This is a genomic window from Pseudomonas sp. YY-1 (genome assembly GCF_002843095.1).
Lineage (GTDB): Bacteria > Pseudomonadota > Gammaproteobacteria > Pseudomonadales > Pseudomonadaceae > Aquipseudomonas > Aquipseudomonas sediminis_A.
Genome location: NZ_PJLX01000003.1, coordinates 204766 through 226781, shown reverse-complemented (window position 1 = coordinate 226781; position 22016 = coordinate 204766). Strand labels below are relative to the sequence as shown.

Annotated in this window: 22 protein-coding genes, 1 tRNA gene and 1 pseudogene; 13 read left to right on the top strand and 11 right to left on the bottom strand. The window is 62.4% G+C overall.

From position 1 onward, the window contains the following. The first annotated feature begins 10 nt into the window (after nucleotides 1–10). Nucleotides 11–86, top strand: a tRNA-Lys gene (locus tag CXP40_RS06210). A 137-nt stretch (nucleotides 87–223) separates the two neighbouring features. Continuing rightward, a complete protein-coding gene (gene nadA, locus CXP40_RS06205) occupies nucleotides 224–1282 on the top strand; it encodes a quinolinate synthase NadA (protein WP_012017904.1) in 1059 nt (352 codons plus the stop codon). Between the two features lie 61 nt (nucleotides 1283–1343). Here nadA and CXP40_RS06200 read toward each other — a convergent pair whose 3' ends face one another. Both CXP40_RS06200 and CXP40_RS06195 read right to left on the bottom strand, forming a co-directional pair. Next, entirely contained in the window at nucleotides 1344–2417 is a 1074-nt protein-coding gene (locus CXP40_RS06200; protein WP_106733077.1) for an LOG family protein, read from the bottom strand. 303 nt (nucleotides 2418–2720) lie between these two features. Continuing rightward, nucleotides 2721–4124, bottom strand: coding sequence for an MBL fold metallo-hydrolase RNA specificity domain-containing protein (locus CXP40_RS06195; protein ID WP_106733076.1), 1404 nt, complete (start codon nucleotides 4122–4124; stop codon nucleotides 2721–2723). 368 nt (nucleotides 4125–4492) lie between these two features. On the opposite strand from CXP40_RS06195, the pseudogene CXP40_RS23925 reads away from it, so the two are divergent. Continuing rightward, nucleotides 4493–4681: pseudogene (locus CXP40_RS23925) on the top strand (hypothetical protein); the annotation flags it as partial. 19 nt (nucleotides 4682–4700) lie between these two features. Here CXP40_RS23925 and CXP40_RS06185 read toward each other — a convergent pair. Next, nucleotides 4701–5102: a quorum-sensing-regulated virulence factor family protein gene (locus CXP40_RS06185; RefSeq protein WP_106733075.1), complete on the bottom strand. Its 402-nt coding sequence runs from the start codon at nucleotides 5100–5102 to the stop codon at nucleotides 4701–4703. Between the two features lie 289 nt (nucleotides 5103–5391). Between CXP40_RS06185 and CXP40_RS06180 the strand changes: the two genes are divergently transcribed. Together CXP40_RS06180 and CXP40_RS06175 are read left to right on the top strand one after the other, a co-directional pair. Next, entirely contained in the window at nucleotides 5392–7080 is a 1689-nt protein-coding gene (locus CXP40_RS06180) for an OmpP1/FadL family transporter (RefSeq protein WP_106733074.1), read from the top strand. A gap of 60 nt (nucleotides 7081–7140) precedes the next feature. Further along, nucleotides 7141–7863, top strand: a complete 723-nt coding sequence (locus CXP40_RS06175) for a tRNA-uridine aminocarboxypropyltransferase (RefSeq protein ID WP_106733073.1) — start codon at nucleotides 7141–7143, stop codon at nucleotides 7861–7863. Here the strand turns inward: CXP40_RS06175 and CXP40_RS06170 are convergent. After that, nucleotides 7823–8749, bottom strand: a complete 927-nt coding sequence (locus CXP40_RS06170; RefSeq protein WP_106733072.1) for a DMT family transporter — start codon at nucleotides 8747–8749, stop codon at nucleotides 7823–7825. The genes CXP40_RS06175 and CXP40_RS06170 overlap by 41 nt on opposite strands. A 203-nt stretch (nucleotides 8750–8952) precedes the next feature. On the opposite strand from CXP40_RS06170, the gene erdR reads away from it, so the two are divergent. Continuing rightward, nucleotides 8953–9603: a response regulator transcription factor ErdR gene (erdR, locus tag CXP40_RS06165; protein WP_099522188.1), complete on the top strand. Its 651-nt coding sequence runs from the start codon at nucleotides 8953–8955 to the stop codon at nucleotides 9601–9603. 161 nt (nucleotides 9604–9764) lie between these two features. Then, nucleotides 9765–10130, top strand: a complete 366-nt coding sequence (locus tag CXP40_RS06160; RefSeq protein ID WP_106733071.1) for a diacylglycerol kinase — start codon at nucleotides 9765–9767, stop codon at nucleotides 10128–10130. Between the two features lie 3 nt (nucleotides 10131–10133). On the opposite strand, the gene CXP40_RS06155 is transcribed toward CXP40_RS06160, so the two are convergent. Next, entirely contained in the window at nucleotides 10134–11060 is a 927-nt protein-coding gene (locus CXP40_RS06155; RefSeq protein WP_079784346.1) for a LysR family transcriptional regulator, read from the bottom strand. A 113-nt stretch (nucleotides 11061–11173) separates the two neighbouring features. Here CXP40_RS06155 and fpr point away from each other — a divergent pair, with 113 nt between their 5' ends. Further along, nucleotides 11174–11953 carry a ferredoxin-NADP reductase gene (gene fpr, locus CXP40_RS06150; protein ID WP_037005020.1) on the top strand — a complete coding sequence of 260 codons (780 nt, stop codon included), beginning with the start codon at nucleotides 11174–11176 and terminating at the stop codon, nucleotides 11951–11953. Between the two features lie 123 nt (nucleotides 11954–12076). Here fpr and CXP40_RS06145 read toward each other — a convergent pair whose 3' ends face one another. Genes CXP40_RS06145 through CXP40_RS06135 form a run of 3 tightly spaced genes read right to left on the bottom strand, consistent with a single transcriptional unit; the run spans nucleotide 12077 to nucleotide 14371 of the window. Next, the gene (locus tag CXP40_RS06145; RefSeq protein WP_099522186.1) at nucleotides 12077–12631 is read right to left on the bottom strand and encodes a peptidylprolyl isomerase; all 555 of its coding nucleotides are present in this window, start codon (nucleotides 12629–12631) and stop codon (nucleotides 12077–12079) included. A gap of 5 nt (nucleotides 12632–12636) precedes the next feature. Beyond that, complete coding sequence (locus tag CXP40_RS06140) at nucleotides 12637–13434, bottom strand: alpha/beta fold hydrolase (protein ID WP_106733070.1); 798 nt, start codon at nucleotides 13432–13434, stop codon at nucleotides 12637–12639. A 10-nt stretch (nucleotides 13435–13444) separates the two neighbouring features. Further along, nucleotides 13445–14371, bottom strand: coding sequence for a LysR family transcriptional regulator (locus tag CXP40_RS06135; protein ID WP_106733069.1), 927 nt, complete (start codon nucleotides 14369–14371; stop codon nucleotides 13445–13447). A gap of 77 nt (nucleotides 14372–14448) precedes the next feature. On the opposite strand from CXP40_RS06135, the gene CXP40_RS06130 reads away from it, so the two are divergent. The 4 genes from CXP40_RS06130 (at nucleotide 14449) to rarD (ending at nucleotide 17477) form a co-directional block, all read left to right on the top strand. Then, nucleotides 14449–14763 carry a 3-phosphoglycerate kinase gene (locus CXP40_RS06130; RefSeq protein ID WP_106733068.1) on the top strand — a complete coding sequence of 105 codons (315 nt, stop codon included), beginning with the start codon at nucleotides 14449–14451 and terminating at the stop codon, nucleotides 14761–14763. A gap of 135 nt (nucleotides 14764–14898) precedes the next feature. Next, complete coding sequence (locus tag CXP40_RS06125) at nucleotides 14899–15498, top strand: FMN-dependent NADH-azoreductase (protein ID WP_106733067.1); 600 nt, start codon at nucleotides 14899–14901, stop codon at nucleotides 15496–15498. Nucleotides 15499–15699: 201 nt separating this feature from the next. Further along, nucleotides 15700–16572 carry a carboxylate/amino acid/amine transporter gene (locus CXP40_RS06120; protein ID WP_106733066.1) on the top strand — a complete coding sequence of 291 codons (873 nt, stop codon included), beginning with the start codon at nucleotides 15700–15702 and terminating at the stop codon, nucleotides 16570–16572. Continuing rightward, on the top strand, nucleotides 16572–17477 hold the full coding sequence (rarD, locus tag CXP40_RS06115) for an EamA family transporter RarD (protein ID WP_106733065.1): 906 nt from the start codon (nucleotides 16572–16574) through the stop codon (nucleotides 17475–17477). The genes CXP40_RS06120 and rarD overlap by 1 nt, the downstream gene beginning before the upstream one ends. Here the strand turns inward: rarD and CXP40_RS06110 are convergent. Both CXP40_RS06110 and CXP40_RS06105 read right to left on the bottom strand, forming a co-directional pair. Then, nucleotides 17464–18042 (bottom strand): dihydrofolate reductase family protein, encoded by a 579-nt coding sequence (locus CXP40_RS06110; protein WP_106733064.1) that lies wholly within the window; start codon nucleotides 18040–18042, stop codon nucleotides 17464–17466. The two genes, rarD and CXP40_RS06110, sit on opposite strands and share 14 nt — an antisense overlap. Nucleotides 18043–18134: 92 nt before the next feature. Further along, on the bottom strand, nucleotides 18135–18539 hold the full coding sequence (locus CXP40_RS06105; RefSeq protein ID WP_106733063.1) for an anti-virulence regulator CigR family protein: 405 nt from the start codon (nucleotides 18537–18539) through the stop codon (nucleotides 18135–18137). A gap of 199 nt (nucleotides 18540–18738) precedes the next feature. Between CXP40_RS06105 and CXP40_RS06100 the strand changes: the two genes are divergently transcribed. Beyond that, entirely contained in the window at nucleotides 18739–20064 is a 1326-nt protein-coding gene (locus tag CXP40_RS06100; protein ID WP_106733062.1) for a DEAD/DEAH box helicase, read from the top strand. A gap of 107 nt (nucleotides 20065–20171) precedes the next feature. On the opposite strand, the gene CXP40_RS06095 is transcribed toward CXP40_RS06100, so the two are convergent. After that, complete coding sequence (locus tag CXP40_RS06095) at nucleotides 20172–22007, bottom strand: ABC transporter ATP-binding protein (protein ID WP_106733061.1); 1836 nt, start codon at nucleotides 22005–22007, stop codon at nucleotides 20172–20174. Nucleotides 22008–22016: the final 9 nt, after the last annotated feature.

Here is a 22016-nt window from a genome sequence, read left to right as displayed (position 1 = left end):
GCCTCGCGTTGGGTCGTTAGCTCAGTTGGTAGAGCAGTTGGCTTTTAACCAATTGGTCGTAGGTTCGAATCCTACACGACCCACCAGATCGCAAAAGCCAGTCGCAAGACTGGCTTTTTTTTGCTCTCGGAAAAGCCCTCTGGCCGATGTTGCCCTGCCTGTGGCGATAGGCAGCCAGGGGGTATACTCGCAGCTCGCTCAAGAGCGCCGCAGGTTCGATGATATGACGCAGATTTCCGAACGCCTTCTGGTTCAAGCCCACCTCGATGCAAAGCAGCCCAAACCGCTGACTGCCGAGGAGGAAGCTTTCTATCGCCGTGAAATCGCCGCCGAGCTGAAGAAGCAGAATGCGGTGCTGGTAGCGCATTATTACTGCGATCCGGTCATCCAGGCGCTGGCCGAAGAAACCGGCGGCTGCGTTTCCGATTCCCTGGAAATGGCCCGCTTCGGCAATCAGCATCCGGCGCAGACCGTGGTGGTGGCCGGGGTCAAATTCATGGGCGAAACGGCGAAGATCCTCAACCCGGAAAAGCGCGTGTTGATGCCTACCCTGGAGGCAACCTGCTCGCTCGACCTGGGTTGCCCGGTGGACGAATTCTCGGCCTTCTGCGACCAGCACCCGGAGCGCACCGTGGTGGTTTACGCCAACACCTCGGCCGCAGTGAAGGCGCGCGCCGACTGGGTGGTGACCTCCAGCTGCGCGTTGGAGATCGTCGAGAGCCTGATGGACAACGGCGAGACCATCATCTGGGCACCGGACAAACACTTGGGCAACTACATCCAGCGCGAGACCGGTGCCGACATGCTGCTGTGGGACGGCGCCTGCATCGTGCACGAGGAGTTCAAGTCCAAGCAGCTGTTGGACATGAAAGCCCTGTATCCGGACGCCGCCATCCTGGTGCACCCGGAGTCGCCGCAGAGCGTGGTGGAGCTGGCCGATGCGGTGGGCTCCACCAGCCAGTTGATCAAGGCGGCGCAGACCCTGCCGAACTCGACCTTCATCGTCGCCACCGACCGTGGCATCTTCTACAAGATGCAGCAGCTGTGCCCGGACAAGACCTTTATCGAGGCGCCAACCGCCGGTAACGGTGCCGCCTGCCGCAGTTGCGCGCACTGCCCGTGGATGGCGATGAACACCCTGGAGCGCGTGCTGACCGGCTTGCGTCAGGGCTCTGGCGAGATTCATGTTGATCCGGCGCTGATCCCCAAGGCGATCAAACCGCTCAAGCGCATGCTCGATTTCACTCAGGCAGCGCGGATGAAAGTCGCGGGCAACGCCTGATCAGCATGTAATACAAAAGAAGCCCGGCACACGCCGGGCTTTTTGCTTTTCACGGTTCGAGTCAGTTCGCCCAGTTATCCGGTTCATTGACTACATTGAGCAGCGCGCGCAGGCGGCCATAGTCACGTCCATTGAAGGCAAAGGCTAGGCGGGTCAGGTCGCACAGTTCCGGCTCGTCGCGTTCCTGCTCGCAGTACGCTTGCTGGGTGAAGCCGCCTTCCTTGCACAGGCTGGCGAAGTCGCCGTCCAGCTTGGCAAGAGCCGCCTCGTTGAGCGGATGATTGAGGCGAATCACGAAGCGATCCTTGAGCCAGCGGCTCGAGTGGAAGTTGCGGTAGAAGCGGGCGATTTCGTCCACCGCTTCTTCGGCGCTGTAGACCAGGTGCATCAGGTTGAGATCGGTGGGCAGGATGTAGCCGTTATCGCCAAGCTGACGACGGATGAAGCCCAGTGCATCTTCCCAGTAGCTGCCGCCCGGTTGGTCGAGCAGTACCACGGGAACCAGCGGGCTCTTGCCGGTCTGGATCAGGGTCAGCACTTCCAGCGCTTCGTCGAGGGTGCCGAAACCGCCAGGGCACAGCACCAGACCGTCGGCCTCCTTGACGAAGAACAGCTTGCGCAGAAAGAAGAAGTGGAACGACAGCAGGTGATGGCTACCACGCATGGTCGCGTTGGCGGTTTGTTCGAAGGGCAGGGTGATATTGAATCCCAGGCTGCTTTCCGCGCCAGCGCCTTCATGAGCGGCAGCCATAATGCCGCCACCGGCACCCGTGACCACCATCAGATCGCGGTGTGCCAGTAATGCGCCGAGCTCGCGAGCCTGCCTGTACAGTGGATGGTCGGGTGGCGTTCGTGCCGAGCCGAACACCGTGACCTTGCGCCGCCGTTTCAGTTGTTCCAGCACGCCGAAGGCATGCTCCATCTCACGCAGGGTCTGCATCATGATCTTGGCGTCCCAGCGGTTACGATCCGCCTGGGCCATATGGATCACCGTGGTTAGCATCTCGCGGTACAGCGATAGGTTGGGGCTGTTGCTCGGGGTTGCCAGAGCGACCAGCTCTTCCACCTTGCTGCTCAGGTCGACCTCGCTGGTTTGCACGTGGCGCGACAGATAGTCGTCCGGTTCAAAGGGCATGGAAACTCTCCTCTTCTTGGCCTGTGAGAGGCGAGTAGCCTCTCGCTTTGGCCGGTTCCTTGATTATGGAGTGTTGAGCAGCTTGCCACAGGCCGTCTGCCGTTTCGTTGCCACCTTTTCGTAAGAGCTTGTTCACGATCTGCTGCGCGTCGGCCCTGCGGCGTTAAAAACTGGCTCGGAATGCTCATTTACAACTCGTAAAGTCGCACGCGACTCCGACCGTTCCTCGTCTATTTTTGCGGGGCCGCCATCGGTGTTGCAGTGCTCTAGCTCGCGAGATCGTGAACGGGTTCTAAGCACCGGTTACAGGGCGATCTGTTCACCAAGTTCGGGAATGTTGGCGATCCAGTTGCGGCGTTCACGCAGAGCGGCTTGTAGGGCCTGCATCTTCTCCAGCTCGCCGTGCACGAGATACAGCTCGGGGTGATGCTCGAACCGGCTGGCCCATTCGAGCAACTGCGATTGCCCGGCATGGGCGGAGAAGCCGCCCAGGGTATGTACCTTGGCCTTCACCGCGATGCGCTGGTGCAGCACTTTGACCGTTTCGGCACCATCGACGATCAAACGACCCAGCGTGCCCTTGGCCTGGAAGCCGGGGAACACCAGATGGCAGTTCTCGCGCCAGAGGTTGTGCTTGAAGTGATGAACGATACGCCCGCCATTGCACATGCCGGCACCGGCGATGATGATCGCGCCGCTCTTGATCCGGTTGATCGCCATCGACTCTTCGGCCGTCGGCGTGCAGCGCAACACTGGCAGCCAGTCCTCGACTCGCTTGACACCCTTGGCTGCCAGCGCCGCGCGATCGGTAGCCGCGAACTGGTCGTGAAAGCGGCTGTAGATGGCGTTGGCGCGGATCGCCATGGGGCTGTCGAGGAACACGGCCTGCTGTGGCAGACGGCCTTCCTGATAGAAGCGGCCAAGGTAATAGATCAGGTCCTGGGTGCGGCCAACGGCGAAGGAGGGGATCAGCACATTGCCACCCTCGCTATGGGCTTGCTGCAGGATGTCGGCCAGCTCTTCCAGGGTTTCGTCGCTGGGTCGGTGATTGCGGTCGCCGTAGGTCGACTCCATCAGCAACACGTCCGCTTGATTCAGCTGGGTCGGCGCCTGCATCAGCGGAGAACAGGTATTGCCCAGGTCGCCGGAGAACACCAGATGACGGTGCAGGTGGTGATCCTCTACCTGCATCTCGACGATGGCCGAGCCGAGGATGTGGCCGGCATTGTGGAAGGTAACCTGCACGCCCTTGGCAACCTCGACCGCTGTGCCGTAGGCATGCGCGCGGCGTTGGCTGAGCGCCTGTTCGGTATGGGCGATGGTGTAGAGCGGTTTGATTGCCGGCTTGCCCTGGCGGGCGCGCCAGCGGTTTTCCCATTCGGCGTCCTTCTCCTGGAGGAATGCCGAATCCAGCAGCATCAGCTCGAGCAGTTCGCAGCTGGCCTCGGTGGCGTGGATCGGGCCTCGATAACCTTCGGCGACCAGGAGCGGCAGCAGCCCGCTGTGATCGAGGTGGGCGTGGGAGATCACCACCGCATCCAGGCTGCGCGGGTCGAAAGGAAATGCACTGCGGTTCAGATCCTCCTCCTGGCGGCGTCCCTGGTGCATGCCGCATTCGAGCAGCACCTTGGCGCCATCGCGGCTCTCTACCAAGTAGCAGGAGCCCGTGACTTGCTGGATCGCGCCGATAAAGGTGAGCAGGGCCATGGTTCTATCCTCGTCGTGATGATGAGGCGAGTCTGTCGATTTTGTCCGTTGCTGGCCTTGATGCAGGTCAGCCAGCCTGCGGGGCGGTTTTCTCAGCATAGTTGGCCTATGCCCTGCCGTTTGTCTGAGCGCACAAGCTCGGGTCAGGCTTCTGATTTACTTGTACAGAGCAGGCCGTATTAGTGCTGTGATCGCTGCAGCGCAGCCATGTCGCTGGGCTCAGTGTTATGCATCAATCGGTCATCAACTGCTGCTGAGGTGCTTCGCTCAAGACTGGTGGGCGAAAAACAAGTGACCCCGACTGGCTGGTGGAACCTCACCTGCCAGGTCGAGTCTGCTGTGTGGTCAATAGGAAGGGAGGGGCAGGTATGCCCAAGCTGATTCTGGAGATCGAAACAGACCTCTATCGCATGCTGCAACAAGCTGCACGAACCAACCAGTTGAGTCTGGCGGATGAGTGCATGCGTCGTCTCGAAGGTGGCGTACGGCGCTCGCGTTATATGGAGGCTTTGCTCGCCGAGCTGCGCGCCGATGACGCGCAGCGCCGAGCGGAAAGGGACTTATGTCAGTCCCGGGTCAGAGGCCGCAGTCGCTCTTGTCGAACACTTCGACGGTCACCGGGCGGTTGTTGCGGTATTCGCTGAACTGGTAGCGTAGCTGTGCCCCCTGGGCCAACAGGCTGCGGTAGCCCGGGTTGCGGCAGACGCTGGCGGCCAACTGAGCGCGCACGGTGTCGGGGTTGCCGCGCATCTGCGCCGCATGCGCTTCACGCACGCTGAGATGGTTGATCAGCGTGTGCCCTTCCACGGTATAGCCCTGATCGAGAATGTCCTCATTGATCGCCCGCGGCGTGCCCTCGCTACTCTGCCGGGCGACTTGCTCCAGGGTGCGAGTCAGTTCCATCTCCTTCAACGAGGCTGCCTGGGCAGTGGGAAGCAGCAGGCTGAACGCGAGAGCGGGGAGGATGTAACGCAGCATGTCTTGTGACTCCTGAAAGCGTGAACGTGGGTTGGACAGGGGCTCGCGGCGAATGTTCGCGCCGCTGGCTATTTGCCCGCGTGAAACAAAGTGTTACCGATAGGGACATGCTGGCCTTTGGCCGCTGCCCGTCACCACGACCAAAGGCCGGGGATCATCGGCCAAACCTGCACGTCACAGACTGTGAGCCGCCGTTGTAGTCGGATGTCGCCAGTACGGACCTGCCTGAAGTCTGCCTCTGGTTATCGCCGAGCTGCACGGTGTTCAAGCAGCGTGCAGGAGAATAACAATGACAATGCTCTTTCGGCGCTGGCCATCGCATGTGGTGGTCGGCAGTTTACTGGTTTTGCCCGTTACGCAGGTGCAGGCATCCGGTTATCACTTTGGTTCGCAGTCGGTGGCGGCGCAGGGTTCGGCGCATGCCAACGGTGCCGAGGCCGCCGACCCCTCGACCATTTTCTACAACCCGGCGGGCCTGGCACGGCTCAAGGGCACCCAGGTCACCTCCGGATTGAGCATTCTGCTCCCGGATGGCAAGTACGAAGACAAGGGCAGCAGCGATGTATTCGGCAATCCTGTATCGGGGGATGCGGGCGAGTTTCTGCCCGATGCCGCCGCCGCCCCGAACTTCTATTTTTCCCACGAGATCAACGACCGGGTGACGATCGGCCTGGGGATCTTCACCCCGTTCGGCGCCAAGCTCAATTACAAGGAGGACTGGGCCGGACGCTACGGCATCCAGTCGGCCAGCCTGGAGACGGTGACCTTCAACCCAAGCATTTCCTACCGTTTCAACGAGCACCACAGTGTCGGCTTTGGCGTGTCGGCGCAGTACATCAAGTCCATTCAGCGCGGTGCGGCGGATGTCAAAGGTGCTTCGCGGCAGTTGGCGGGGCAGTTCGTCACGGCCAATCAGGATCTGACCGAACTGGCTGCATCACCGCTTGGTCAGTTCGCCATTCCGTTGTTCTACGGCATCGATGTGCCCAGTGAGATCAGCAGTTGCGACGGTCAGGCCGGTGATGCTTTCGTCGACTGCGTGGCGAAGAATTTCTCTGACAACGTTCAGGGCGATGGCTACTTCCGGGTCAAGGGGGATGATTGGGGATTCGGCTGGAATATCGGCTACATGTGGGAGCCGACCGAGTCGACGCGCTTTGGCGTGTCCTATCGCTCCAACATTCGCCACACCTTGGAAGGTGAGACCAAGTGGAGCTTCTCTGGCGTATCGGGCAGCGTGCCTTCACCCGATACCGATCTGAGTGGCGGTATCGACCTCGGCATCATCACCTTGCCGCCTGCCGACGCGTTGGGGCAGGTGCTGGACCCGGACAACTGGATCAACCCCGGCGATTTCGCCGGCTCCAGGCTGCATCCCAACTCCAAGGGCAAGACCGCTATCGATACGCCGGAAATGCTTTCCTTCAATGCCTTCCACCAGCTCAACGACAAGGTGGCGCTGATGGCGGATGTGACCTTCACTCGCCATTCACGGCTGGACGAAGTACGCATTGGCATCGATCAGGTCGCCGGTTATCCCTACTTCAATGGCGTTACCGAGGGCGACCTGAACGTCAAGCAGGACTGGAAGGACAGCTACAAGATCTCCCTGGGCATGAACTACCAGTACAGCGATGACCTGCTGTTGCGTACCGGTGTTGCCTACGACCGCTCGCCGGTCAATTCGCCGCAGTTGCGTCATCCGGCCTTTCCCGATGCGGACCGCTACTGGCTGTCGTTCGGTGCCAACTACAAGGTGACGCGCGATACCTCGCTGGACTTCGCCTACAGCTACGTGCAGTTTTCCAGCGGCAAGATGGACTACCAGGACGGCTGCTCCCCGGCCGGCTGGGTGCCAGGTTCCGGCGGGCTGTACCAAGACAGTGGCGTACGCTGCACCGGCAACGGTGGCAACTTCAAGGGCGAGTACGAGACGCGTATCCACTTCATCGGGCTGGCGTTGAACCACAGCTTCTGAGTCGCCTTGACAGCGAACGGGGATGCTAGACTCGCGCCCCCGTTCGTTGTCGCTCCCGCCATGACCCATCCAGCCCCACATGCCGTTGCCCGACTGCGCACAGAGCGCCTGGCGCGCAGCCTCAAACCCTTCGTTGCCCGTGGCTCGCGTGCCGAGCGTTGCCCGCACTGTCGGGTGCAGCCGACCCATTGCCTGTGTGCCTGGCGCCCGCAGGTCGAGGCCAATGCCGCCATGTGCCTGGTGATGCATGACATCGAGGCGCTGAAACCGAGCAATACCGGATGGCTGATTGCCGACGTGGTGCCTGAAACCCACGCCTTCGGCTGGACGCGCACAGCTGTCGATCCGGCGCTGCTGGAGCTTTTGGCCGATCCGCAGTGGCAGCCGTATCTGGTTTTCCCCGGCGAGTACGTGGCGCCGCAGCGCGTGGTAGAGGAGGTGACGCTGGTGCCCGGCAAGCGTCCGCTGTTCGTGCTGCTCGATGCCACCTGGACCGAGGCGCGCAAGATGTTTCGCAAGAGCCCCTATCTGGATGCGCTGCCGGTGCTGAGCCTGACGCCGGCGCAACTATCGCGCTATCGCCTGCGTCGTTCTACCCGTGGCGAGCACCTGTGCACCGCCGAGGTGGCCGCCATGTGCCTGGAACTGGCTGGCGACCTGCGTGCCGGCGAGGCGCTGGACGATTATCTCGATGTGTTCAGTCAGCACTACCTAGCCGCCAAACGGCGTTTGCCGCTGGATCTCAACGACGCTCTGCACCAGCGTTTGCAGACGTACCGCTGAGTTCACTCGGCAGTGGCTTGGGCCACAGCTGCGCCAGCAGCATGCCGCCGAACATCAGCGCACAACCCAGATAGCCGCGCAGCGCCAGGACTTCGCCGAGCAGCAGGGCGCCGGCGATGGCAGCGAACACCGCCTCCAGTGAGAGAATGATCGCCGCATGCGAGGCGATGGCATGTTGCTGCGCGACCACCTGCAGGGTGAAGCCCACCGCCACGCCGAACAGGCCGCCGTAGAGAATGGCCGGGCCGGCGGCAATGATGCCGTCCAGTGTCGCGGTCTCGAACAGCAGCGCCAGCAACAGGCTGATCAGCGCGCAGGTGGCGAACTGGATGAAGGCCAGACGCAGCGGGTCGTGACGGCTGGCGAAGAAGCCCACCAGCAACACATGCACGCCCCAGACGAAGGCGCCGGCCAGTTGCAGCCAGTCGCCGGAGGCCACGGTAAAGCCTTCGCCGACGCTGAGCAGGAACATGCCGACCACCGCCAGGCTGGCGCCCAACCAGATGCCGGCGCTGCTGCGCTGGCCGATCAGCAGGCCGAGAATCGGTACCACGATCACGTACAAACCGGTGATGAAGCCGGAGTTGGTCACCGTAGTGAACAGCAGGCCGACCTGCTGCAGGTTGATCCCTAGCGACAGCGCCAGCCCCATGATCACACCACCCACCAGCAGGTTGCGATTCAGTGGTGCGGGGCGATGCTGCTGGCGACGTTGCAGCAGGGCCAGCACGGGCAGCAGCACCACGCAGGCCAGGGCAAAGCGCAGGCCGGTATAAAGGAAGGGGCCGATGTTATCCATACCCAGACGCTGGGCGACGAAGGCGCTGCCCCAGATCATCGCGGTAATCAGCATCAACAGGTCGGCGCGCAGGGCTTGGCTTCGCATTGGGGCGTCTCGGCGGGAAAGTTGCGCATCCTGCCGCAAAGCATTGAGCTTGACCACCCCGTCACAGCTCGGCATGCTGAGCGCCGCCGTCGGTCCGAGTGGGGAGTCTGTGATGCTCATTGAGCAGGCTTGAGCGGGTCGTCAGGCGAAAAGCACTGCCATACTCACCTCAGTGCCACTTATAACAAGAACAGGATCTGCCAATGGCCGCCTACGAAATCCTGATTGCTGACGACCACCCGCTGTTTCGCAGCGCGCTGCAACAAGCTCTGACCCTGGGCCTGGGGCCTGAAGTGCATCTGGTAGAAGCTGCCAGCATCGCAGAGCTTGAAAACCACCTGGCCGCCAAGAGTGATTGGGACCTGGTCCTGCTTGACCTCAATATGCCCGGTGCCTACGGTTTTTCCGGTCTGGTATTGCTGCGCGGGCAGTACCCGCAGATCCCTGTGGTGATGATCTCCGCTCAGGAAGAAGCCTCCGTGGTCAACCGCTCCCGCGAATTCGGGGCCAGTGGCTTTATCCCCAAATCCAGCCCACTGGAAACCCTGCAGCAAGCGGTGCGCCATGTCCTCGATGGTGACACCTGGTGGCCGCCGCTGGCCGAGGAGGGGGCGCCGGTTTCCGCCGAGGCCAAGGCAGCCAGTGCCGGCCTGGCCAGCCTGACACCGCAGCAGTTCCGCGTCTTGACCATGGTCTGCGAAGGGCTGTTGAACAAGCAGATCGCCTACGAATTGAGCGTCTCCGAAGCGACGGTCAAGGCGCATGTGACGGCGATCTTTCGCAAACTGGGCGTGCGCACCCGCACTCAGGCGGCGTTGCTGTTGCAGCAGATGGAATCGATCCCCGCGCAGTGAGCTGCGCATCGGGGCTGCGTTGAAAGCAGGCTCGGCCTGCTCATTTACAGCCCGTAAACTGCGCCGGCTCATTTGCTATCGTTTAGCTCGCGATCTCGCATATAGGTGCTCGTGCTGCGGATGCAGTAAGCTGCGCGCCTCTTCCAGAAGGGGTGAGGCGCATGTCGCCATTCAAGGGCCAGACCGGCCTGAAACGTATCCTCAACGCCGCCAGCTATTCGCTCGATGGCCTGCGCGCCGCGTTCTTCGGCGAAGCAGCCTTTCGCCAGCTGGTGTTGCTCAATCTGGTGCTGATTCCATCGGCTTTCGTCCTTGACGTCAGCCGCGGTGAGCGTGCGCTGATGGTAGCCGTGTGTCTGCTGGCGCTGATCGTCGAGTTGCTCAATTCGGCCATCGAGGCGGCTATCGACCGCATTTCTCTGGAGCGCCACCCGCTGTCGAAGAATGCCAAGGACATGGGCAGCGCCGCGCAGTTCTTGGCGCTGGGCATGATCGCCTCGGTCTGGGCAGTCATCCTGCTTGGCTGACGCTCAGACGATCGGCGGCAGAACGATCTGATCGCTGCGGCTGACGCCAGCGGTCAGTGCACGACACTGTTCAAGAAATTCGCGCATCGCCGCTGTCTGGTACTTCTGCTTGTGCCAGATGAAGTAGAACTGCCGGCGCAGATCCAGCTCCGGAGTTTCCACCGGCATCAGGCTGCCGCGACGAAAGGCGTCGCGCAGCGCCAGGCGTGAGATGCAGCCGATGCCCAGGCCGGATTCCACGGCGCGCTTGATTGCCTCGGTGTGCTCCAGCTCCAGGCGGATATTCAAGTTGCGCGGGTGATGACGCATGGCCTGATCGAAAGTCAGTCGTGTGCCCGACCCTTGCTCACGCAGAATCCAGGCTTCGTGCGTCAGCTCTTCCAGGCTGGCACTGCCGCGTTGGGCCAGCGGATGTTGCGGCGCGCAGAACACCACCAGTTCGTCTTCGACCCAGGGTTGCACCTCGATATCCGGGTGCTGGCAGTCGCCTTCGATCAAGCCCAGGTCCAGCTCGTAGTGGGCGATTTGCTGCACCACATGGGCGGTGTTGTGGACCTGCAGCTTCACCCGGCATTCGGGGTGGCGCTGCATGAAACTGCCAATCAGCAGGGTGGCCAGATAGTTGCCCACGGTCAGGGTGGCGCCGACGTTCAGCGAGCCATAACCGCTCTTGCCCCCCAGCAGGCGTTCGATTTCGCGCGCCTGGTCGATCAGGGCTACGGCCTCGGGCAGTAGCTGTCGGCCTAGGGCATTGAGCGCGAGGCGTTTGCCGGCGCGATCGAACAACTGGCAGTCGGATTGGCGCTCCAGTTCGGTCAGCGAAGTGCTGGTTGCAGACTGCGACAATGCGAGCGATTGCGCGGCGCGCGAGACGCTTTCATGCTGCGCCACGGCAACGAACACCTGAAGTTGTCTGAGAGTAAATCGCATATCGATATAACCGATAACCTATATCTTGATAATCCACTTAACAGATATTGTTGCCGCGAATAGAATGCCGCGCAATCGCGCCTTCGGCGTCGTAGTTTTTCGAGGAAATCATCATGAGCAATATGAACGTCGAGCGTGTGCTCAGCGTCCACCACTGGAACGATACGCTGTTCAGCTTCAAGTGCACCCGCGACCCGGGTCTGCGCTTCGAGAATGGTCAGTTCGTGATGATCGGCCTACAGCAGGACAGCGGCCGCCCGCTGATGCGCGCCTACTCCATCGCCAGCCCGAACTGGGAAGAGCACCTGGAATTCTTCAGCATCAAGGTGCCGGACGGCCCGCTGACTTCGCAACTGCAGCACTTGAAGGAAGGCGACGAGATCATCATCAGCAAGAAGCCCACCGGCACGCTGGTGCTCGATGACCTCAACCCCGGCAAGCACCTCTATCTGCTCAGCACCGGCACCGGCCTGGCGCCGTTCATGAGCGTGATCCAGGACCCGGAAACCTACGAGCGCTTCGAGAAGGTGATCCTGGTCCACGGCGTGCGCTACGTGAACGAAGTCGCCTACCGCGAGTTCATCACCGAGCACCTGCCGCAGAACGAATTCTTCGGCGATGCGCTGAAGGACAAGCTGATTTACTACCCGACCGTGACGCGCGAGCCGTTCGAGAATCAGGGCCGTCTGACCGACCTGATGCGCAGCGGCAAACTGTTCGCCGATATCGGCCTGCCGCCGATCAACCCGCAGGACGACCGCGCCATGATCTGCGGCAGCCCGAGCATGCTCGACGAGACCAGCGAAGTGCTCGACAGCTTCGGCCTGAAGATTTCCCCGCGCATGCGTGAGCCGGGGGATTACCTGATCGAGCGCGCCTTCGTCGAGAAGTAAGCGCCTCCGTTAAAAGACAAAGCCGCCCAATGGGCGGCTTTGTCGTTTCAGTTGTAGGGTGCGCCGTGCGCACCGGGGTATTGCTTGCTGGAGCTCGGTGCGCACGGCGCACCCTACGGGGCTTTACAGACGCTTGGCGTCGATGATCAGCACTGGCTCGCGCGGTACGTTCTGGTGCATGCCGCGGTTGCCGGTGGGGACCTGGGCGATCTTGTCCACCACGTCCATGCCACGGGTGACCTTGCCGAATACGGCGTAACCGAAGTCACGCGAGCTGTGGTCGAGGAAGGCGTTGTCCTTGTGGTTGATGAAGAACTGGCTGGTGGCCGAGTCGCGGACCTGAGTACGGGCCATGGCCAGGGTGCCGCGCACGTTGTGCAGGCCATTGTCGGCCTCGTTCTTGATCGGCGCGTTGGTGTCCTTCTGGCGCATGTCGGCATCGAAACCGCCGCCCTGAACCATGAAGCCCGGAATCACCCGGTGGAACTGGGTGCCGTTATAGAAGCCACTGTCGACGTACTTGAGAAAGTTCTGCGTGCTGATTGGCGCCTTGTCGGCGGCCAACTCCACTTCCACTTCACCCAGGCTGGTGGTCAGCAGGACCTTGGGATTTTCTGCGGCCAGCAGGCTGGAGGACAGCAGCAGGGCGCCGGTGGCGAGAACGAGTTGCTTGAGCATGATGGTCAGTTTTCCTTGTTGGCGGTCTCGCCGAGAAAGGCGAGCAGGGCGTTATTAAAGCGTTCTGGTTGATCCAGTGGTGTGGCGTGGCGCGAGTTTTCGATGATCAGCAGGCGCGCGTTGGGCATTTCTGCCACGTATTCGCGCTTGCGTTCAACGGGCGTGTAGTCGCGGTCGGCGGTGATCACCAGGGTAGGACAGGTGATGCGATCGAGGCGTTCACGCACGCCCCAGCCGATGATCGCGTCAAGACTGGCGAGGTAGGCGCGTTTGTCGTTCTGCGGCCAGCGTTCTTCGACCTTGCGACGCAGTTCGGCCTGCTCCGGTTTGGGGAACAGCAGCTTGCCCAGCGCCTTGGCGATGGTGTCCAGGCTGAGCAGGCGCGAGAGCGTCCAGCGTTTACCGATTTCCAGCCAGTCGCGTGCGCTCTTGGCCTTCACCTCTGGGCCGCTGTTGACGATAGTCAGGCTGCGCAAAAGCTCGGGGCGGTCTACGCCAAGCTGGAAGCCGATCATCCCACCCATGGAGATGCCTACCAGGTGCACGGGTGCAAGCTGCAGGTGGTCGATGAGGGCGGCGACATCCTCGGCGAAATCGGCGATGCGATAAGCCTCGCGCGGCTTGTCCGAGCGGCCGTGGCCGCGCACGTCGAGGGCGATGACCCGATAGTGCTGGGCGAGCACCGGGATCTGGTATTCCCAGTCGCGCGTGCTCGAACCCAGGCCATGTACCAGTAACAGAGGCGTGCCGTGGCCGTAGTCTTCGTAATGCAGTTGGCAACCGTCGTTGTCGAAGTAGGACATGGGCAGGCTCTCAGTTGGGCGACTGCGGCGCGGCGAAGGCGGCGTCCAGCGGCGCCGCGTCGAAGTTCTTGATCAGCTCGATGAGAATCTGTGTAGCCGGACCGAGTACGCGCTCCTTGTTGCTGTAGAGGAAGAAGCGCGGTTTGCGCAGACCGCCCTGGGTCAGGGGCAAGGGTTTCAGCAGGCCTTCCTGCAGTTCACGGACGATCAGGTGGCGTGGCAGCCAGGCGAATCCCAGGCCGCTGCTGACGAAGGTGCGTGCGGTCGGCAGGCTGCCCACTGTCCAGCGCTGTTCCGCGCCCAGCCAGCCGGCGTCGCGCGGCTGCAAGCGGCCACTGTCACGGGTGACCACCTGCATCTGGCCTTCCAGGTCCTGAAAGCTCAGTTCGCGTTGCAGGCAGTGCAGGGGGTGTTCCGGGTTGGCGACTGCGACGAATTCCACTTCACCCAGCTCGATGCCCAGGTGACCGGTGATGTTCAGCGCACTGATGGCCAGGTCGGCGGTGCCTTCGAGCAGCACTTCCTCGACGCCGGACAGCACCTCCTCACGCAGGCGTACGCGGCAACCGCGGCTTTGCGGCATGAAGGCGGTCAGGGCACGGACGAGGTTGGCGGTGGGGTAGGCGGCGTCCACCACCAGGCGCACTTCGGCTTCCCAGCCCTGTTCCATGTGGTGGGCCAGGTCTTCCAGCTGGCTGGCCTGCTTGACCAGTTGCCGTGAGCGGCGCAGCAATACATCGCCGGCTTCGGTGAGCACGGCCTTGCGACCGTCGATGCGCAGCAGCGGTACGCCGAGCTGTTCCTGCATACGCGCCACGGTATAGCTGACCGAGGACTGCGAGCGATGCAGCACTTCGGCTGCCTGGGCGAAGCCGCCCTGATCCACCACGGCCTGCAGCGTGCGCCATTGATCCAGGGTTACGCGAGGAGCTTTCATCACATCATCCTGCCTGAGTCGGCTGTTATCGCCGACGATCTCCACCTACACTGGCGATCCCATGTTGGAGAGCACCGATGAAAAAAATAATCTGCTTGCTGCTGGCCTGTATGCCGTTGGCTGCCTATGCCTACCCCATCGAGGTGGAAAAACAGTTCAACGGCGCCGAGGTCTCCGCCACCACCCAGGAAATCGACCACAACATGGCGGCGCTGATGCTCTACAACTACGGTCAGAGCGAAGCCGAGTGCAGTGCCGTGTTCCAAAATGGCCCCGAGGCACCGCGCATCCGGCGTACCGTGTTGGCGCCAGGCGCCAGCAACAACATGGCGGTCAAGTTCACCCGTAGCGTGATTCGTCTGCGGATCAAGCTGACCTGCAACCTGAAGTGATGAAAGCCTAGATGCGACCAGTCGATAAATCAAATTAGTCGATATATGTAAGCGGATATTTACGCTTTTTAATCGAAAGTCGCATCTCTATTCTCTGCTCCATCGACTCTTGTTCACCTCGATGGAGCCTCAGACATGTCCCGTATTCTCGTAATCGAAAGCAGCGCCCGCCAGCAAGGTTCGGTCTCCCGCGAGCTGACCCAGCAATTCATCGCCAATTGGCAGGCTGCGCACCCGGCTGATCAGATCCAGGTGCGTGATCTGGCGGCCGAGCCGGTGCCGCATCTCGACGCCACGCTGCTGGGTGGCTGGATGACCCCGAGCGAGCAGCAGAGCGATGCCGAGAAAGCTGCCCTGGCCCGCTCCAATCAACTGACCGATGAGCTGCTGGCCGCCGATGTGCTGGTGCTGGCTGCGCCGATGTACAACTTCGCCATCCCCAGCACCCTCAAGGCCTGGCTGGACCATGTGCTGCGCGCTGGCGTCACCTTCAAGTACACCGAAACCGGTCCGCAGGGCCTGCTGACCGGCAAACGTGCCTTCGTGCTCACGGCTCGTGGCGGTATCTACGCCGGTAGTGGCCTGGATCATCAGGAGCCCTACCTGCGTCAGGCGCTGGCCTTCATCGGTATCCACGATGTGCAGTTCATTCATGCCGAAGGCCTGAATATGGGCGCCGAGTTCAGCGAGAAAGGCCTGGCCCAGGCCAAAGCCAAGCTGGCTGAAGTGGCCTGATCCGAGACTCTCCTGGCGCCTGGGCTCCTGGGCGCTTCTGCCGGGCATTGCGCAAGCAATGACCGGCTTTTTTACGTGGGCCTGGCGACGCGCTCTTACCCGGTGGCGACGGCTTGCACGTGAGGCCGGTGGGGTTCGCCTGCTGTCGATTGTACGTCTGCGATGAACGCGCTAAGGTCGCCGCCTGTTCCTGAGGTGACCATGCGCTATCTGTTGATCGTGACCCTACTGTGGGCGTTTTCCTTCAGCCTGATCGGTGAGTACCTGGCCGGTCGGGTCGACAGCTACTTCGCGGTGCTGACGCGCATCGTCATCGCCGGTCTGCTGTTCGTGCCGCTGACCCGTTGGCGCGGCCATGCCCCGGCCTTCGTGCGCGGCATGCTGCTGATCGGCGCGCTGCAGTTCGGCATCACTTACGTCTGCCTGTATCTGAGTTTCTCGGTGCTGACGGTGCCGGAGGTGTTGCTGTTCACCATCCTCACGCCGCTACACGTGACGCTGATCGAGGATGCCCTCAATCGTCGATTCAACCCCTGGGCGCTGGTCGCCGCTCTGGTGGCAGTGCTGGGCGCCGGGATCATCCGCTACGACGGTATCAGCAGCGGCTTTTTGCTCGGTTTCCTGTTGCTGCAGGTCGCCAACTTCACCTTCGCTGCCGGGCAGGTGCTGTACAAGCATCTGCTGCTCAAACACCCCTCGAGCGAGCCGCAGTACCGGCGCTTTGGCTTCTTCTATCTGGGCGCCTTGCTGATTGCGCTGCCCGCGTTCCTGCTGCTGGGTAACAGCGAGCGTCTGCCTAGCAACGCACTGCAGTGGAGCGTGCTGGTCTGGCTTGGTGTGGTGGCGTCCGGATTGGGACTGTATTGGTGGAACAAAGGCGCCAGCCTGGTCGATGGTGGCACCCTGGCGGTGATGAACAATGCGCTGGTGCCGGCCGGTTTGCTGGTCAATCTGCTGATCTGGAATCACGACGCCGATCTGCTGCGCCTGGCTCTGGGCGGTGCGGTGATTGCGGCGTCGCTACCGCTGGTCAATCTGGGGCGTACGCGTCGCACGCCTGCCGAGGTGCGCTGATGCAATTGTCCGGGCGGGGAGTGGCGCTATCGGTTGGCGCCTCGATGCTGTTTGCCGTGCTGCCTGGCTACGTGCAGTGGCTGACGCCGCTCGATGGCGTGCAGATATTCGCTCAGCGCGTGCTTTGGTCGATTCCGTTGGTTCTGCTGCTGGTGCTGCTGGCAGGGCAGACCACCTTGCTGCGCGAGACCTTCGTGCGTCTGCGCCACGAGCCGCTGTTGTTGGCTGCCTGCCCGTTGGCGGCGGCCTTGATCGGCGTGCAGTGGGGGCTGTTTCTCTGGGCACCCTTGGCCGGGCATATGCTGGAAGTGTCCATGGGGTACTTCCTGCTGCCGTTGGCAATGGTGCTGACCGGTCGGCTGTTCTACGGCGAGCGCCTGCGTCCGCTGCAGCGCTTGGCAGTGACCTGCGCCATGCTCGGCGTGCTGCACGAGCTGTGGCGCACCCAGGCGTTCTCCTGGCTGACGCTGATCACTGCGTTGGGGTATCCGCCTTACTTCATGCTGCGCCGCTGGATGCGCCTCGATGCGCTATCCGGTTTCGTGCTGGAGATGCTGATGCTGGCGCCGTTGGCGATTTGGCTGATCGTTGCCTACGGGCCGGTTGGCGCATTCGCTGAGCGTCCGCTGCTATGGTTGCTGGTGCCGGTGATGGCGCTGATCGGTACGCTGGCCTTCGCGGCCTACATGGCGTCCAGCCGGCTGCTGCCTCTGGGACTGTTCGGCATTCTCAGCTATGTCGAGCCAGTGCTGTTGTTCGCCGTGGCGCTACTGGTGCTGGGCGAGACCTTCGATGCGGGGCAGTGGTTGACCTACCTGCCGATCTGGGCGGCTGTGCTGCTGGTCGGCTGGGACAGTGCCCGGCTGCTGCGCAAGCAGCAGCGCGAGAACATCAGGCCGCATTGATACGCGGCGCGGGGATCTGCGTTGGCATGCTGGCCTGCTTCTGCACCTGGTAGTGCACTTGCAACGTGCCGTTGTTGAAGCGGCGTTGCTCGCTCAGCGTCAGGCTGCGTTCCATGCCGGTGGCCAGCAGTGGAATACCGGCGCCGAGCAGGTGTGGTACCAGGTTGATCACCACCTCGTCGATCAGTCCGGCGGTGTAGCAGTTACCCGCCAGCAGGCTGCCGCCGACCAGCCAGATGCGCTGGAAACCGGCCTCGTTCAGTGCTGCCACGGCTTGAGCCGGTGTGCAGTGCGTCAGCTGGATTTCGTCCGCGGCGCGCGGTAAAGCGAGGCGAGTCAGCACCACGCATGGCTTGCCGGGGTAAGGCCAGGGGCCGCCACGCTTGAGCAACGCCTCGTAGGTGCCGCGGCCCATCAGTAGGGCATCAATGCCGGAGTAGAAGTACTGAAAGGCGTACTCTTCATCGGCCTCCCGTGGCGAATCGAACCAGTCGATGCGGCCATCGGGGCGCGCGATATAGCCGTCGAGGCTCGACGTGACGTGGTAGATCAGCGAAGCGTTCATGGTGCCTCCGCACGCGGGTTATCTGACAGATAGATCGATGGCCGCAGAACAAGTTCGACAGAGGGCGTGCCACTCGTCGGCGCGTTCGCTGATCAGTCCAGCACGTTACGCAGGATTTCGTAGACGATCCCGGTCGCGATGGCGACCAATACAACGTCGCGGCCGATCTGTTTCCATTCGTAGCCTTCGTAGTAAGGCAGGCGCGAGGTCAGGCGGCTGTCGAAGTTCTTGGCGATGCCCGGTGGCAGCGGCTTGCCGCGAGCCAGGTTCTTGGCGATGCCTGGTGGCAGGGAGGAGGTCGGGCCGATCAACTGGCGATTGTCGCCGAGGATGATGCGTACCCTTCCGATATCCACGGTCGGGCCGCGTAGATCGATCTGGACACCATCATCTCGGCCCGGTTTGCCTTTGCCGGGGGGTGGGTTGGCAAGCACTGGCGATGCGGCCAAAAGGACGCACAGGCCGATACTGAGGGCGGTCAAGGGCTTGGTGGGCATGGGCTGGGCTCTTCGGATGGTGATGCGGTTTGGATAAGCGCCGAGCGGTTTCGGTTCCGATCTGCTCCTGCCGGATAGCGACTCCAGGCAGCCGCCCGTCGTCGCCTGAACGCGAGTTTCATGCAAAGAAATTCGGCCCCGGCGGCGGAAACCGTTAGGCTATGCACCGTTTTGTCGATTTCTCTGAGGTAGTGCCCCCGTGTTTGCCCAATTCGCCCTGCATGAACGCCTGCTGAAAGCCGTGGCCGAGCTTAATTTCGTCGAGCCGACTCCGGTGCAGGCGGCAGCGATTCCGCCTGCGCTGGAGGGCAAGGACCTACGGGTGATTGCCCAGACCGGCAGCGGCAAGACCGCCGCTTTCGTTCTGCCGCTGCTCAATCGCCTGCTCGGTGACGGCAACTCCAAGCAGCGTCTGAGCATTCGTGCGCTGATCCTGCTGCCGACCCGCGAGCTGGCCCAGCAGACGCTCAAGGAAGTCGAGCGCTTCGGCCAGTTCACCTTCCTCAAGGCCGGTCTGGTGACCGGTGGCGAGGACTTCAAGGTGCAGGCCGCGATGATGCGCAAGATCGATATTCTGATCGGCACGCCGGGCCGCCTGATCGAGCACGCCAACGCCGGCAATCTGCCGCTGGACGAGGTCGAAGTGCTGGTGTTCGACGAGGCTGACCGCATGCTCGACATGGGCTTTGCCGAAGACGCCCAGCGTCTGGCCGAAGCCTGCGGGCCACACCAGACCCTGCTGTTCTCCGCCACCACCGGCGGCAATGGCCTGCGCGAGATGGTCGCCAAGGTGCTCAAGGAGCCGCAGCACCTGATGCTCAACAGCGTCAGCCAGCTCAATGAGGGTACCCGCCAGCAGATCATCACGGCCGACCACAACTACCACAAGGAACAGCTGGTCGACTGGTTGCTGACCAACGAGGCCTACGACAAGGCCATCGTCTTCACCAACACCCGTGTGCAGGCCGACCGCCTGTACGGCAAGCTAGTGACCGCCGGGGTCAAGGCGTTCGTGCTGCATGGCGAGAAAGACCAGAAGGATCGTAAACTGGCCATCGAGCGCCTGCGCCAGGGCGCGGTCAAGGTGCTGGTGGCCACCGACGTGGCGGCGCGTGGCCTGGACGTCGAGGGTCTCGATCTGGTGATCAACTTCGACATGCCGCGTTCCGGCGACGAGTACGTGCACCGCATCGGTCGTACCGGCCGCGCCGGTGGCGAAGGCCTGGCAGTGTCGCTGATCTGCCACACCGACTGGAACCTGATGTCAAGCATCGAGCGCTACCTCAAACAGCGTTTCGAGCGTCGCACCATCAAGGAGCTGAAAGGCGTCTACCAGGGGCCGAAGAACCTCAAGGCGTCCGGCAAGGCCGCCGGCAGCAAGAAGAAAAAGACCGAGAAGAAAGACCCGAAAAAGGCTACCGCATCCAAGCGCAAGACCGGCCCACGCCCGGCTGGCAAGCCATCGTCGTTGGTCAGTGAAGATGGCAGCGCGCCGCTCAAGCGCAAGAAGCCGGCTGCGGAGTAATCTGGCTGTTGTGGGAGGCGCTTTCGGCTCTGGCATCCTGCTTCGCTCTACCTCCTGCATCCATGCAGTCGTAGCGGCGAGTCGCGGCTGAAGCCCCTCCCACAGTTTTACTCCACCCCGACGAATCCTCCGGTCTGGTGCTGCCACAGGCGTGCATACAGGCCGCCCTGGGCAATCAGCTCGGCGTGGGTGCCGGTTTCGATGACCTGGCCTTGGTCGATCACGACAAGGCGATCCATCCGTGCGATGGTCGACAGGCGGTGAGCGATGGCGATCACCGTTTTGCCTTCCATCAGGCTGTCCAGGCTTTCCTGAATGGCCGCTTCCACTTCCGAATCCAGTGCCGAGGTGGCTTCGTCCAGCACCAGGATCGGCGCGTCCTTGAGCAGCACACGGGCGATGGCGATGCGCTGGCGCTGACCGCCGGACAGCTTCACGCCGCGTTCACCGACCTGCGCATCCATGCCACGGCCGCCCTGGCTGTCGTCGAGGGTGGGGATGAAGGCGTCGGCGCGGGCCTTGCGTACCGCCTCCCACAGCTCCTCGTCGCTGGCAGCCGGCTTGCCGTAACGCAGGTTGTCGCGGATCGAGCGGTGCAGCAGCGAGGTGTCCTGGGTCACCACGCCGATGTTGGCGCGCAGGCTCTCCTGCGTCACCGTGGCGATATCCTGATCGTCGATCAGGATGCGGCCGCTTTCCAGGTCATAGAGGCGTAGCAGCAGGTTGACCAGGGTCGACTTGCCGGCGCCGGACGGGCCGACCAGGCCGATCTTCTCGCCGGGGCGAATATCGATGCTGAGGCCGGCGATCACGCCGCCGCGCTTACCGTAGTGGAAGTGGATGTCGTCGAAGCGCACGCTGCCCTGCTGCACCTGGATCGGCTTGGCGTCGGTGCGGTCGAGTACCTGGCGTGGCTGCACGATGCTCTGCATGCCGTCCTGCACGGTGCCGACGTTCTCGAAGATGCCGTTGACCACCCACATGATCCACTCGGCCATGTTGTTGATGCGGATCACCAGGCCCAGCGCCAGGGCGATGGCGCCGGTGGTGATCAGCGACTGGCTCCACAGCCACAGGGCCAGCGCACCGGTGCCGACGATAAGCACGCCATTGAGGCAGGTGATGAGAAAGTCCAGCGCAGTGATGGTGCGTGACTGCAGGCGGAACTTGTCGAGCAGGTCCTGCATGGCTTCACGGGCGTAGCTTTCCTCTTCCTGTGAGTGGGCGAACAGCTTGAGCGTGGCGATGTTGCTGTAGCCATCGACGACCCGACCCATGACTTTCGAGCGCGCCGAGGAGGCGGCGGCCGAGCGCGCCTTGATGCGCGGCACGAAGTACCAGAGCGCCGCGCTGTAGCCGACTATCCACAACGCCAGCGGCAACACCAGGCGCAGATCGGCGGCGGCGAACAGGTACAGCGCGCTGCCGGCATAGACCACTACATGCCACAGCGCGTCGATCACCTGCATGGCCGAGTCGCGTAGCGAGGGGCCGGTCTGCATCACGCGCTGGGCGATGCGCCCGGCGAAGTCGTTCTGGAAGAAGCTCAGGCTCTGCTTGAGCACGTAGCGGTGGTTCTGCCAGCGAATCAGGTTGGTCAGGCCCGGATTGACCGCCTGGTGCGTGAGCAGGTTGTGCAGGCCGAACACCAGGGGGCGGATGACCAGCGCCACCAGCAGCATCCACAGCAGCTCGTTCTGGTGCGCGCTGAAGAAGCTGCTGGCATCCGTGCTGGCCTGGGCCATGTCGATCAACTGGCCGAGGAAGGCGAACAGCGCGACCTCGATCAGGGCAGCGAAGAAGCCGATCACCAGCACGGCCAGCATCAGCGGCCACACCTGTTTCAGGTAGTGACCGTAGAAGCGCAGCATGCCAGCGGGCGGGGCGACGTCAGGGCTGGGTTTGAAGACGTCGATCAGGGATTCGAAGCGGCGAAACAACATTGCAGGCGT

Bases quoted from the DNA above. Each gene is read 5' to 3' on its own strand.
- nadA (WP_012017904.1), top strand. From the start codon at position 224: ATGACGCAGATTTCCGAACGCCTTCTGGTTCAAGCCCACCTCGATGCA.
- CXP40_RS06200 (WP_106733077.1), bottom strand. From the start codon at position 2,417: ATGCCCTTTGAACCGGACGACTATCTGTCGCGCCACGTGCAAACCAGC.
- CXP40_RS06195 (WP_106733076.1), bottom strand. From the start codon at position 4,124: ATGGCCCTGCTCACCTTTATCGGCGCGATCCAGCAAGTCACGGGCTCC.
- CXP40_RS06185 (WP_106733075.1), bottom strand. From the start codon at position 5,102: ATGCTGCGTTACATCCTCCCCGCTCTCGCGTTCAGCCTGCTGCTTCCC.
- CXP40_RS06180 (WP_106733074.1), top strand. From the start codon at position 5,392: ATGACAATGCTCTTTCGGCGCTGGCCATCGCATGTGGTGGTCGGCAGT.
- CXP40_RS06175 (WP_106733073.1), top strand. From the start codon at position 7,141: ATGACCCATCCAGCCCCACATGCCGTTGCCCGACTGCGCACAGAGCGC.
- CXP40_RS06170 (WP_106733072.1), bottom strand. From the start codon at position 8,749: ATGCGAAGCCAAGCCCTGCGCGCCGACCTGTTGATGCTGATTACCGCG.
- erdR (WP_099522188.1), top strand. From the start codon at position 8,953: ATGGCCGCCTACGAAATCCTGATTGCTGACGACCACCCGCTGTTTCGC.
- CXP40_RS06160 (WP_106733071.1), top strand. From the start codon at position 9,765: ATGTCGCCATTCAAGGGCCAGACCGGCCTGAAACGTATCCTCAACGCC.
- CXP40_RS06155 (WP_079784346.1), bottom strand. From the start codon at position 11,060: ATGCGATTTACTCTCAGACAACTTCAGGTGTTCGTTGCCGTGGCGCAG.
- fpr (WP_037005020.1), top strand. From the start codon at position 11,174: ATGAGCAATATGAACGTCGAGCGTGTGCTCAGCGTCCACCACTGGAAC.
- CXP40_RS06145 (WP_099522186.1), bottom strand. From the start codon at position 12,631: ATGCTCAAGCAACTCGTTCTCGCCACCGGCGCCCTGCTGCTGTCCTCC.
- CXP40_RS06140 (WP_106733070.1), bottom strand. From the start codon at position 13,434: ATGTCCTACTTCGACAACGACGGTTGCCAACTGCATTACGAAGACTAC.
- CXP40_RS06135 (WP_106733069.1), bottom strand. From the start codon at position 14,371: ATGAAAGCTCCTCGCGTAACCCTGGATCAATGGCGCACGCTGCAGGCC.
- CXP40_RS06130 (WP_106733068.1), top strand. From the start codon at position 14,449: ATGAAAAAAATAATCTGCTTGCTGCTGGCCTGTATGCCGTTGGCTGCC.
- CXP40_RS06125 (WP_106733067.1), top strand. From the start codon at position 14,899: ATGTCCCGTATTCTCGTAATCGAAAGCAGCGCCCGCCAGCAAGGTTCG.
- CXP40_RS06120 (WP_106733066.1), top strand. From the start codon at position 15,700: ATGCGCTATCTGTTGATCGTGACCCTACTGTGGGCGTTTTCCTTCAGC.
- rarD (WP_106733065.1), top strand. From the start codon at position 16,572: ATGCAATTGTCCGGGCGGGGAGTGGCGCTATCGGTTGGCGCCTCGATG.
- CXP40_RS06110 (WP_106733064.1), bottom strand. From the start codon at position 18,042: ATGAACGCTTCGCTGATCTACCACGTCACGTCGAGCCTCGACGGCTAT.
- CXP40_RS06105 (WP_106733063.1), bottom strand. From the start codon at position 18,539: ATGCCCACCAAGCCCTTGACCGCCCTCAGTATCGGCCTGTGCGTCCTT.
- CXP40_RS06095 (WP_106733061.1), bottom strand. From the start codon at position 22,007: ATGTTGTTTCGCCGCTTCGAATCCCTGATCGACGTCTTCAAACCCAGC.